Annotated in this window: 13 protein-coding genes; all 13 read left to right on the top strand. The window is 38.8% G+C overall.

From position 1 onward, the window contains the following. The first annotated feature begins 284 nt into the window (after positions 1–284). Positions 285–938 carry a sigma-70 family RNA polymerase sigma factor gene (locus P7J36_RS10990; protein WP_004852858.1) on the top strand — a complete coding sequence of 218 codons (654 nt, stop codon included), beginning with the start codon at positions 285–287 and terminating at the stop codon, positions 936–938. 412 nt (positions 939–1,350) lie between these two features. Then, positions 1,351–2,943, top strand: coding sequence for a recombinase family protein (locus P7J36_RS10985; RefSeq protein ID WP_408552138.1), 1,593 nt, complete (start codon positions 1,351–1,353; stop codon positions 2,941–2,943). A 63-nt stretch (positions 2,944–3,006) separates the two neighbouring features. Beyond that, the gene (locus P7J36_RS10980; protein WP_000196860.1) at positions 3,007–4,107 is read left to right on the top strand and encodes a toprim domain-containing protein; all 1,101 of its coding nucleotides are present in this window, start codon (positions 3,007–3,009) and stop codon (positions 4,105–4,107) included. Between the two features lie 27 nt (positions 4,108–4,134). After that, the gene (locus tag P7J36_RS10975; protein WP_000110922.1) at positions 4,135–4,362 is read left to right on the top strand and encodes a DUF5965 family protein; all 228 of its coding nucleotides are present in this window, start codon (positions 4,135–4,137) and stop codon (positions 4,360–4,362) included. After that, complete coding sequence (locus P7J36_RS10970; protein WP_000048066.1) at positions 4,359–4,748, top strand: DUF5945 family protein; 390 nt, start codon at positions 4,359–4,361, stop codon at positions 4,746–4,748. The genes P7J36_RS10975 and P7J36_RS10970 overlap by 4 nt, the downstream gene beginning before the upstream one ends. Before the next feature lie 50 nt (positions 4,749–4,798). Next, positions 4,799–5,089: a hypothetical protein gene (locus P7J36_RS10965; protein ID WP_000667951.1), complete on the top strand. Its 291-nt coding sequence runs from the start codon at positions 4,799–4,801 to the stop codon at positions 5,087–5,089. A gap of 69 nt (positions 5,090–5,158) precedes the next feature. Further along, positions 5,159–5,635, top strand: coding sequence for a type II toxin-antitoxin system antitoxin PezA (pezA, locus tag P7J36_RS10960; RefSeq protein WP_408552137.1), 477 nt, complete (start codon positions 5,159–5,161; stop codon positions 5,633–5,635). After that, positions 5,635–6,399: a type II toxin-antitoxin system toxin PezT gene (pezT, locus tag P7J36_RS10955; RefSeq protein WP_408552136.1), complete on the top strand. Its 765-nt coding sequence runs from the start codon at positions 5,635–5,637 to the stop codon at positions 6,397–6,399. Before pezA ends, pezT begins: the two co-directional genes overlap by 1 nt. Before the next feature lie 49 nt (positions 6,400–6,448). Next, a complete protein-coding gene (locus P7J36_RS10950) occupies positions 6,449–7,735 on the top strand; it encodes an SIR2 family protein (RefSeq protein ID WP_408552135.1) in 1,287 nt (428 codons plus the stop codon). Next, positions 7,728–9,413 carry an ATP-binding protein gene (locus P7J36_RS10945; protein WP_408552133.1) on the top strand — a complete coding sequence of 562 codons (1,686 nt, stop codon included), beginning with the start codon at positions 7,728–7,730 and terminating at the stop codon, positions 9,411–9,413. Before P7J36_RS10950 ends, P7J36_RS10945 begins: the two co-directional genes overlap by 8 nt. Positions 9,414–9,757: 344 nt before the next feature. Beyond that, entirely contained in the window at positions 9,758–10,123 is a 366-nt protein-coding gene (locus tag P7J36_RS10940) for an SAG1252 family conjugative relaxosome accessory protein (RefSeq protein ID WP_408552132.1), read from the top strand. After that, positions 10,123–10,488: a MobC family plasmid mobilization relaxosome protein gene (locus P7J36_RS10935; protein WP_408552131.1), complete on the top strand. Its 366-nt coding sequence runs from the start codon at positions 10,123–10,125 to the stop codon at positions 10,486–10,488. The genes P7J36_RS10940 and P7J36_RS10935 overlap by 1 nt, the downstream gene beginning before the upstream one ends. Beyond that, positions 10,475–12,340: an SAG1250 family conjugative relaxase gene (locus P7J36_RS10930; protein ID WP_408552130.1), complete on the top strand. Its 1,866-nt coding sequence runs from the start codon at positions 10,475–10,477 to the stop codon at positions 12,338–12,340. Before P7J36_RS10935 ends, P7J36_RS10930 begins: the two co-directional genes overlap by 14 nt. The last annotated feature ends 127 nt before the right edge of the window (positions 12,341–12,467 follow it).

The following is a 12,467-nucleotide window of genomic DNA, read 5'->3' as shown; positions in this document are numbered from 1 at the left end:
TTGAAAGAACAAACTCACCAAATAAAAAAAACGATATTCGGGTGGGTTATTTTGTTATACCCTAAATTACCCTCTGAATTTGTTTTTAAATTTGGAGGGATTTTTTTATGTTCTTTTTTCGGGCGGTTATTCATCTGCTCATACGAAGTAAAATTTATCAATACATAGCATATCAGAGAATGGCAGGAAACCAGTTAAAAAAATTTCTGCCAGTGCAGCGGTACTTCTCACCTTGAAAGTGGAAGTACAATCTCCATACAACAGAATTTGTATTTCCCATAACCGTGAAGGTCACAGAGCCTTTGCGGTTTTTCTTTTGTCGTTTTTTGTTGGAAAGTGCCGCAGGGCTGTTTCTGGTGTGCGTTGCCGCTCCCCGCCTCTCCATCTGGATTTTTACATTTCAAAAATTCAGATTGGAGGTATTAGCGGTGAAATACGCACCAAGAAAAGTATATATCAAAGAAAGCGGCGGCTATGTGGAACTGTCCTATACGGATTTCTGCCGCCGCAGGCAAGCCGACAAGGGATATATGGACAAGCTGTTTATCCCCGTCCAAGGTTGTCTGCTTGAAGTCGTAAGGGAGCAATATGCGGACTTCTACCGTGACAGGGAGCGGTGGCGTTACCTGCAAAAATTAGATGCGAGGAACAGCCTGCTATCTCTGGACGGATTTACGGACAGCGAGGGGAATCCTCTGGACTTTATCGCTGATGAAGCGGCGGACATTGCGGAAACCGTTGTCAATGCTGTTATGGTGGACAGGCTGAAAGCCGCCCTGCCTTTGTTGTCGGATAGTGAGCAGGAGTTGATACAGGCAATCTTTTTTGACGGACTTTCCGAGCGTGAAGTCGGGGCGAGGTTAGGCATAACCCAGAGCGTTGTGAACAAACGCAAAGCCAGAATCCTAAGAAAACTAAGAAAGATAATAGAAAATTAAAATTTAAGGCGTTCAGCCCCCTTGTTTTTTCCTTTGGGAAAATGAGGGGGCTTTTCTCTGCCCTCTCAATCAATTCTGATTGGAGGAAGAAAGAATGGCATACAACCACGGACGGGAGGACAGGAAATGGCGTATCTGGAAAGAAGCGGAGGAAAAGCTGCTGCGTGAGTGCGGCGTTGATGAAGCGACCATTGAGCAGATACGCATAGCGGACAGGGCAGACTTCAATTCCAACAGGCGGTTTTACCGATGGACGAATGACGTTGCGGAATACCTTGAGGACATGGCAGACAGGGAGCGGCAAGCGGAGGTGAATACAGTTGCGGAGTTACTGGACGAGATTGAGAGCGAAAATCTCTATCAAGTATTAGTCACGGTGGACGGGCGTACCTTGAAAATCGTCCTGCTGAAAATGCAGGGGTATTCCACAAAGGAGATTGATTGTGGGTTATATCTGGAAGTTTTCTTCCCAGAGCATAACGTGAGGTATATAGCGGTCAATGACGGCGTAGATACCTTGAATAAATCTGCTATGGACATCACGCCTTTCCGCAACATTTTAAACGAAATGTATGCCGCTGACATATCTGTTAAGATAAAATCGGCATATCGGGCGAGGTTTCAACAGGGGAAATTCATGGGAACTACCGCCCCTTATGGCTATATCAAAGACCCTGCCGACCACAACCATCTGCTGATAGATGATAAAGTGGCACATGTTGTAAAAGAGATATTCGACCTTGCATTAAAAGGGAATGGAGTTGCCAAAATTTGCAGACATCTTAATAAACAGCATATCCTACGCCCTGCCGCTTATGCGGCGGAGCGTGGCGAAACAGGCTTTGAACGTCATTTTGAGGGGAACGAGGACAAACGCTATATTTGGAGTGGGAACAGCGTGAGGAGCATTTTAAGAAGCCCGATATATGCGGGAAATCTTGTAGGCTACAAACGGATTGCCGCCAATATGAAAAGCAAGAAACGCCCCTCTAAGCTGCCCGAAGAATGGGAAGTGATACCCAATACCCATGAGGGAATAGTCACGCAGGAGGAATTTGATATTGTCCAACAGCTTATTACAAGTCGTAGGCTTCCACAGAACAAGGGAGGATTTGTAAATATTTTTGCAGGCGTTATCAAGTGTGTGGACTGCGGATGTGCTCTGCGGGCAATGAACGTACACAGGAGGAAACGCCCAGAGATTATCGACTGTGTACAGTATTCATGTAATAATTATGCAAGAAACGGAAGAAGCGAGTGTAGTGCCCACAATATAGAAGCAAGGGATTTATTCAATGCCGTTCTTGCCGACATCAACTGTTTTGCGGATATGGCAGTGAATGATGAAAAGGCGGTCAGGGCCATAGAAAAGCGGCTCACGGAAACAGACCAGAGCAGGGCGAAAGCATTAGAGAAAGAACGTAAGAAGCTGAACAAACGCCTTGCGGAACTGGACAGGCTGTTTTCCTCTCTCTACGAGGATAAGGTCATGGAGCGTATTACCGAGCGGAATTTTGAGATGATGTCGGGGAAATACCAGAAAGAGCAGCTTGAAATTGAAGCAAGGCTGAAAGAGGTGACGGAAACTCTTAATGAAAGCTACGAGAAATCACGGGGAATCCGTGACTTCCTCGCCCTTATCCGAAATTATCAAGGCTTAAAAGAACTGGATGCAACAGTTATAAACGCACTCATAGACAAGATACTTGTTTCGGAGCGTGAGAAGATGGCAGACGGAACAGTGAAGCAGGAAATCAAGATTTACTATAAATTCATCGGCTTTGTCGATGAATTACATATCATACCTACAAAACGGTGGGCAGCAATGCCCGCTAAAAATTGTACGGTGTGCGGCGTTGAATATGTCCCGGGCTCTGGTGCATCAAGGTATTGTCCTGCTTGTGCCAAGAAGATACGGAGGGAGAAATCAAACGAGAGCAAACGCAGGAGCAGAGAACAGAAAAGGATAGCATGTATGAACTGTCCGCAAAAAATGACCGACTGAACTACGACAAGCGAGAACAACTAGCAGGAGACAGTCTTCTGCTTTTTTTGATAGGGAGGAAAGATGACACGAATTAAAGCAGTAAAACAAAAGGCCATTTTAGATGTTGCTGAGAGTCTGGGCTGTTCCTTCAGACGTTTATCAGGACACATTTATGAACACCCAGACCATGATTCCTTTCGGATTTTTGCCGATACCAATACTTTCAAATGGTTTTCAAGAGATATACAAGGAGATGTAATTGACTTTGTTCAATTAGTGACAGGTGTTTCTTTCAAAGAGGCTGTATCCTATCTTGAAACTGGGGATTTTGAACAAGTTAAGTTGATAGAAGAAACTTATCAACCATTTCAATACTATTTGCATGAAGAACCCTTTCAGCAAGCACGTACTTACTTGCAAGTCGTCCGTGGCCTAAGTGATCAGACTATTAATACCTTTGGCAGACAAGGATTGCTTGCTCACGCTACTTATCAATCGGAGCCCGTATTAGTGTTAAAAAGCTATGACCACAACGGGACCTTACAGGCCGCAAGCCTTCAAGGTCTCGTCAAAAATGAAGAAAAACACGATCGAGGTTATCTCAAAAAAATCATGAAAGGATCTCATGGCTATGTCGGTATTAGTTTCGATATTGGGAATCCTAAGCGACTCATTTTTTGTGAATCAGTTATCGATATGATGAGTTATTATCAGCTTTACCAAAAGCAATTATCCGATGTTCGCCTGATTTCAATGGAAGGTTTAAAACTTTCTGTGATTGCTTATCAGACCTTGCGTCTAGCAGCAGAGGAACAGGGGAAATTGGCATTTCTAGATACAGTAAATCCAAGCAGACTTAGTCATTATCTTCAGGCAATACAAGAGACGACAACCTTCTTCCAAACTCATTCAAATGCATTAACATTGGCTGTTGATAACGATGAGGCAGGAAGAGAATTTTGTCAGAAACTGTCAGATAAAGGACTTCCGCTTTCTCAAGATTTACCACCATTGCAAGGACTTGAAACAAAGTTAGATTGGAATGATATTGTGAAACGACAAAAGGAATTATCTTTAAGAGATCTTATCCAGTCAGCCCAAACAAAAGTCATTAGAGATCATCCTCCACCTAAACGAGAGCACACTTTTGATGTGATAACAAAATCAAGTCCGCTATCATAATCTAGAATGTGACAAGGAGGACACCCTATGAGTGTGATTGAACGTCTGGCTGAAAAAGTAGCTAGACAAGAAGAAAAGGTCTCACGTGAGACGGAGAAATTGGAACACTATCGTGACCAACTACAAACAGCTATGTACAGTACCTTTATCAAACGGCAACAATCTAGTCAGTTGTCATTTCATGAAGCACTAGAGCAAGCCTTTGGTAAAGAAACCACACTACACCCAAATTACAGAAATGAGGATACAGAATGAGTAAAACATGGAATTTTGATCAGCCACTAGATGATGTGAAACCAACATCATCCCATGAAGAACGAGCAAAAATTGCAGCACTTTTCCATAAACAAGATGAAAAACCAATTGAAGAAGTAGACTATGTGGCTGCTTTTGAACAGCAACAAAAGGAGTCAGAATCTAAAGATGTACAGACGCCCGAATCAAAAGTTAAACAAAGCCAGCCGAAGAAAGTAAATATCACAAGCGACTATAAACAACACTTGGCAGACACTATTGCACAAAACAACAAGGATATTTCAGCCTGTCAAAAGCAAATTGAAGAACTTCATCAATTGATTGATGAAAAGAAAATCCAAAATAAAAAGTTGCAGGCTATTTCAGTAGCCATTGATGATTTATAAGTCAGGTAGTCCTATGCGGGCTACCTGACTTATAATTGAAGGAGAAGATAATGAAATTTTTTCAAAAGAAAAAACAGAACCAGGATCAATTTAAACGACTGATTCATCGACTATCAGAGATGTCAGATAGTGAACTAACCAAAGTAGAGCAACTCCTAGATGTGGTCTTTGATTCAAGTTTCAAGTCTAGTGAGAGAGTGGAAATATCTAGGGACATTATAACCGATGAGGAACAAATTCTTGATAAGTCAATCCAAGAAGCGAAAAATAAACTGAATACTGAGCAGTTGGAGAAGCGAATAGAGGAGTTTAAGCAATCGAAGAAACCTAAAAACGGATAATGCACCAAATATGGTGCGTTATCCGTTTTTTATGGTATAATGAAAGCAAATATGAGGAGGTCTTTATCTATGATTGGAGACAATATTAAATCACTACGCCGAACACACGATTTAACACAACCAGAATTTGCGAAAATGGTCGGGATTTCACGCAATAGCTTAAGTCGTTATGAAAATGGAACCAGCACAGTATCAACAGAACTCATCGACCGTATTTGTCAGAAATTTAACGTTTCTTATGTCGATATTGTAGGAGAGGACAAGATGTTAACACCTGTTGAAGATTACCAACTAACTTTAAAAGTAGAAGTGATAAAAGAACGTGGAGCAGTCATTTTATCACAACTTTATAGATACCAGGATAGTCAAGATATTGCTTTTGATGACGAATCGAATCCGTGGATTCTCATAAGTGATGACTTGGCCGAATTGATCAATACAAAGATTTACCTTGTCGATACCTTCGATGAAATAGAGCGTTACAATGGCTATTTAGACGGTATTGAGCGGATGTTAGATATGGTGAATCATCGGGTGGTAGCCTAATGAGATTGGAAGAATTTAGTGAGGCTGAGTTTCAGAAGGTCTTGCAGCGAACCATTCGGGCTTTAACCCGAGGAAAAACTATTCCGGACCAACCGAAAGCTATCTTACTTGGTGGACAAAGCGGAGCGGGTAAGACAACTATTCATCGAATTAAACAAAAAGAGTTTCAAGGCAATATCATTATCATCGATGGTGACAGCTATCGTTCTCAGCATCCCAATTACTTAGCCCTGCAAGAAAAATATGGCAAGGACAGCGTGGACTATACCAAGGGATTTGCAGGAAAGATGGTAGAGTACCTAGTTGATGAACTTAGCACACAAGGTTATCATTTGTTAATTGAAGGAACCTTGCGAACGGTTCAAGTTCCTCGTCAGACTGCTAAATTATTAAAAGCTAAAGGCTACCATGTTTCCTTAGCGGTGATTGGCACCAAACCAGAATTGTCCTATCTCAGCACTTTGATTCGTTACGAAGAGCTTTATGCCATAGATCCCAATCAGGCCAGAGCAACCCCAAAAGAACACCATGATGGGATTGTAGAGAACTTGGTTGATAACCTGAAGGAGTTAGAAAGAGAGCAACTCTTTGACTGCATTCAGATTTATCAAAGAGACAGGACTTGTATCTACGATTCTGAAACTGATAAAGATTCTGCAGCAGATGTTCTTCAAGACTGCCTTTTCGGGGAGTGGAGTAAGGTTGAGAAAGAAATGATGAAGGTAGGACGGGAACGGTTGGGGGAGATGCAAGAGTTGAAGTAGTTTTATAACATTACTTAAGTAGTTACTAGTTTAATTGGAGGTTACATTTATGTCAATATACCACTTTTATCAAGGAAAAGATGAAAACGAAGGACTAGGTTTAGAGCAACAAAAACAAAATATTTCTAGTTTTATTAAAGCACAATTTTCTGCTGAAAATTTGGTATTTTTTATTGGTTCAGGTTGTTCTGTACCAGCAATCCCGCTTATGTCACAGACTATGAAAACTATCATTGGAAAACATGGTGATATATTATGCGTAATAAAGAAATTTTTGGATACGAAGAATGTCAGTTTACTAATAAATAGTCTTGATGATAAAGAGACTCTTAAGGGAGGACTTGTACGATTATGTGAAAGCCATAGTTTGGAAACAATTGCAGATTTATATAATCATATTATTCAGAGTCAACTGTGTGATAAGGAACAATTGTTAGAGATTTATGAAAATTTTTGTAGTTCTTTCTCCGATATAGAGTCTCTTTTAAACTGGATACAGAATGGTTTGAACTTTAATCCGAATAATGAACAGTTATTAAATGCTTTTCGAATTATAAAAGATGAATTTATAGCTTCCATTCCTAAATTAGATTCGGACTCATATAAAGGAGATGTTTTTAAAACTTACGCTGATTTCTATAAATTTGTTTTTTCAAATCGTACTGAAGAAAGTTCAAAAATTTCAGTTTTCACAACAAATTATGACCTTTTTAATGAATATAGTTTAGAAGCCAACAATATAGTCTATACAACAGGTTTCCCCTCTACTTTAGCTAAGAGATTTGATATAAATCAATTTAAATATAGGCTAGTAGATGATACTAACAGATATAAAGACAAATGGCAACCGGTCTTTAAAGAAGCAAATTTATATAAGATTCACGGTTCGATAAATTGGATTAGTGGAGAAGATGGATTTTTATATCAGTCAAATTCTACAGTAACAGATGATGATGTCGTGGTTATTTATCCTACCATGTTGAAACACAAAGAGACAGCTCAGGCTCCCTATTCTGAATTATTTAGAGAATTTTCGAACTGTTTGCAAAAGAAAAATACAACTTTGATTGTTATGGGATATGGTTTTCCAGATGAGCACATTAATACAATTATTTCACAAAATTTAAAGAATCAAGATTTCAATCTAATAATTTTTGGAAATAAAAATGAAAGTAAGTTAAACGATTTTTATGAAGAATTTAAAAATAGAGATTTACATCTAATTGGTGGACAATTTGATAATAAAAGTGCTCACCACTTCAATGTGATATCGGAAGAATTCTTGAATTATCAGAAACAAGTTTTGAGTGATGTAGAAGAGGATAATAATGAATAGTATTGGAAAGGTCGTTAGTGTCTCTTATGATAGATTGATTTTTGAAGTGAGTGACTTTGAAAAATTAAATTATAATTTCAAAGGGCAAATTTATCTTGCTAAAGGTGTTATTGATTATGTAACAATAAAAAATCGTTTTGACGAAAGATTTATTTATCAGGTTGTAAAAGTTTCCGATAAAGAACTCCCATTATCGACTGATGAATCCGCAAAGTTTAGTTATTCAGGAAACTTTGAATGTGTTCCGATTGGTATGATAAAGAATAATTTTGTTGAGTTTAATCTAAAGAAGTATCCATTTTTGCAAGATAAAGTTTATTTAACAACTCTTGAAGAATTTAATATAGTCTTCAATGAGGATAAACTCGAAAATAGTATTTCACTTGGCTTGATTGAAGAAAGATATATTGCCAAAATTGATCCTAATAAACTGTTGACACATCATGGTGCTATATTAGGTAACACAGGTTCAGGAAAGTCAACTACTGTACGTAAAATTATTTCAGAAATAAATAAGATGAACTCGGATAATTTAAGATTACATATTTTTGATGTTCATGATGAATATGGTCGACTACCAGATGTTGAAGTTATTAATGTCTTGGAAGACTATGGTATAAGTATATTGAGTTTGGAACATCAAGATTGGTTGAACTTGGTTAAACCTTCAGAATTAGTTCAACTACCTGTTATTGAGATGGCTTTAAAAATTGCTAATTGTTTGTTGACAGAAACTATAGATGAATATTGGTTGAAATGTTTCATTGCTTATAATCTTTATACTAATCAACAAACTGATGCAGTGACGAAAAGGACTAAAATTATCGGCATTTTAAATGGTACAGGTATAGACACTTCGAAGTATAGTTCTCAGTTTGGGAATTTTTCTCCAGTAGATGAAAAAAAATTTCTAGCTGATTTGCTAGAAGCTACAGACGGAGAAGTTGAGTATAGCTATTTAAGTCCCAAATTAGAAAAAGCAAACTATAAAGTGGATAGCTTTGAAAATTTACTTATGGCTTTGAATTATGTATTTCTTCTTGAAGAAAGTAAAGGCAATAGCCAAGCTCGTGCATATTCAGGCACTCTTGAAACTCGAATAAAAAATATACAAACACGATATTCTAAACTTTTTGAAAACGAGGAAAAGTCTTTTGATTCAAATGCAGTTGTATATTCGGTAGCTGAAATGGACGATGATTTACTTTTATTCTTTACAACCTATGTCTTAAAGAAAGAATTTTCTATGAATAAAAGTTTATCTCTAAGGCAAAGAGCGGTAAATGTATTTATTTTGGAGGAAGCACACCGTTATATATCGAAAACAAAAGAGAACAGCCAATTTCATGAAGTAGAAGTATTTAAAAAGATTGCACGAGAAGGGAGAAAGTTTGGGTGTTTCTTATTGCTAGCTAGTCAGAGACCTAGTGAACTTTCATCAACAGTTTTATCACAGTGTAACAACTATATTATTCATCGAATTAAAAATAATATTGATTTAGAATATCTTCTACAAACAATCCCATACATAAATAAAAACCAATTATCTAGATTTTCTTATTTGCCAACTGGAACAGCTTTTCTTGTGGGAGAGTTATTCCCGATACCAGTTGAAGTAGAAGTTTTTGAAGAATCCCATTCAGATGTGACTACTACTCCACAAGTAATTTTTAGATGAGAAAATGTGATTTTCCGAGAGAGCTTCGGCTCTCTTTTTTCTTACCGTCATTTATCATGTTGTGATACCTTTTCCAAATCATCCTTGTTATCCTAATATCATTCCTAAGAAAATCAAGTCTTAATTTTCTACTGGGGGTTTGGGGGCGGAGCCACCAAGTTATCTTATCGTTAGCTGTCAAAACTGGAAGGTTTTTGATAGCTGGCGATATGATTTTTGGGATATTGTGGACACAATATCTGAGCTCGCAAAAGCCGAAAAGGGACACCTTGAGGCTTTTCTAGGGCGTACTGACAGTGTGAGGCAGCCTGACATTGTTAGACAAGTAGAAGGGAAGTGTTAAGATGAGTCAAGACTTAAAGCTAATTCGTAAGCAGTTTCGAGTGACTAAGCAGGAAGAAATATTGCTAAAAGAGATGATGAAAGAGCAAGGTTCGGAGACTTTTTCAGATTTTCTCCGCCAAAACTTGTTACAAAAAGACCGCCAAAAAGACATTTTGGAGACCTGGTCTTCTCTATGGCAGTCTCAAAAATTGGAAGAAATCAGCCGAGACATTCATCAAGTGACTGTCCTTGCGGAGGAACACCAACAAGTCACCTCTGAACATCTACGCATTATTTTGACCTGTGTGCAGGAACTGATGGCAGAAGTCGAGAAGTCTATCCCGCTCAGTCCAGACTTTCGTGAGAAGTATATAGGAGGTCGCTAATGGATTATCGCTACCGCACTAACCTCAAAAAAGTGTTTTTGACAGATAGGGAACTGGCTCAGCTTAATGACTGTATTTCGCAAAGCAGATGTAAAACTTTTTCAGAGTATGCCAGAAAAGTCTTACTTGATCCGAACAGAAATTTTATCACAATTGACACGACCACTTATAAGGATTTGGTCTTTGAGCTGCGGCGGATAGGCAACAACGTCAACCAGATTGCCCGTGTCATTAACCAGACTCATCTGATTTCTATGGAGCAGCTTCAAGGCTTAGGTCAAGGGATGGCAGAGCTGGTATCGGAAGTGGAGAAAGATTTTCAAATCAAGGCTGAACAGCTAAGGGATTTCTATGGTCATCACTAAGCATTATGCCACACATAGTCGAAAGTATCGAAAGAACCTAATTCGCTACATTCTCAACCTAGAAAAGACAGCCCAGCTCAAATTGGTTTCAGATTTTGGCATGAGTAATTACCTGGATTTCCCCAGTTATGAGGAAATGGTCAAGATGTATCAGGCCAATTTTTTGAACAATGACGGCTTGTACGATTCCAGAAATGACAGACAAGAAAAACGCCAACAGAAAATTCATGCCCACCACCTCATTCAATCCTTTTCGCCTGACGATAAGTTAACACCTGAAGAGATCAATCGGATTGGTTATGAGACTGTCAAAGAACTTACTGGCGGAAATTTTCGTTTTATTGTTGCAACCCATATTGACCAGTCACACATTCATAATCACATCTTAATCAATTCTGTTGACCTTCAATCTGATAAAAAGCTCAAGTGGAACTATGCCTTGGAACGAAATCTTCGTATGATTTCAGACCGCATTTCCAAAGAGGCTGGTGCAAAAATTATCACGAATCGCTATTCACATCAGCAGTACGACGTTTATCGTAAGACCAATCATAAGTTTGAACTCAAGCAACGCCTGTATTTTTTGATGGAACAGTCCAAGGATTTTGAGGACTTTTTGAAAAAATCAGAGCAGCTGCATTTGACTATTGACTTCTCAAGCAAGCATACTACCTTTTTGATGACGGATAGAGATCAGGTCAAACCCATTCGCGGGCGACAGCTTAATCGCAGGGAACCTTATGATGAGAGCTATTTCCGAAAAGCATTTGCCAAGGGTGCCATTGAGCAACGATTACATTTTTTATTGCCTAGAGTGAAAACTTTACAAGAATTATTGGAAATGGCGGAGGAACTTGGACTATTTATTCAACTCAAACAGAAAAATGTGACCTTTACCCTTACGGAAAATGACCAGAAAATTTCTCTAGGACATCAACAAGTGAGCAAGAAAACGCTTTATGATGTCTCTTTCTTCCAAGATTATTTTTCAGAACGGTCAGATACTGACATTGAGCTGAGTGATAATATCAAGGAAGATTTTGAAGTATTTCTCGCAGAGCAAACGGAGAAGTTATCAACAGTAGAAAGTATCGTCTCAGACTATGAAACGTTCTCCGAAAATCGTAAGGCTGTTCATGAGTTTGAGGTGGAGCTTGCCCCGCATCAGGTTGACAAAGAAGTTGAGGGTGGCATTTTCATCAAGGTAGCCTTTGGTGTGAAAAAAGAGGGCTTGATATTTATTCCCAATTATCAGCTGGATGAGATTGAGAAAGAGGAGGAAAAGAGGTTTAAGATTTTCCTCCGAGAAATCACGTCATATTTTATCTACAATAAGGAAGGTTCGGATAAGAACCGCTATATGAAAGGGCGTGACTTGATTCGTCAGCTGACACAAGACAACAAAAGCTTGCCTTATCGTAGGCGACCAAATCTAAAAGAGTTACAGGAGAAAATCGCTGAAGTCAATCTCTTGATTGAACTCAATGTTACAAATCGAGCTTATACGGACATTAAAGATGAGTTGGTGGCGGAAATTGCGACGTACGATGTTAGCATGTCAGAACTCAACGAAAAAAACGCCACCTTAAATAAGATGGCAGAAGTCTTAGTCAATCTCAAAAGTCACGATATAGAACGTAGGCGATTGGCACGTTATGAATTTTCCAAACTCAATCTGACAGAAAGTGTAACTTTGGAGCAAATCGAACGAGAGATTTCTAACACTCAAGACCAACTCAGTAAGTTACTTGACAACTATGAAGAATCCGTCAGAAAACTGGAAACCTTTGTGGCGGTGTTGAATAGAACAGCTCCTAGAACAAGAAAGGATTATGATAAGGAACTATACTAAAAAAACACTCAGTTGAAATACTGAGTGTTAATCATTGTCCCCTGAAAACCACTAGCTATGCTAGTGGTTCAGTAGAGCTTCTAGCGAGGTATAAAAAAAGCCTCCCAAAGTGATAAGATAGAAGTGG

This window comes from Streptococcus suis, from assembly GCF_046032115.1.
GTDB classification, from domain to species: Bacteria; Bacillota; Bacilli; order Lactobacillales; family Streptococcaceae; genus Streptococcus; species Streptococcus suis_AJ.
Note: the sequence above shows the minus strand (reverse complement) of the source record. Positions and strands in the feature narration are given on the sequence as shown.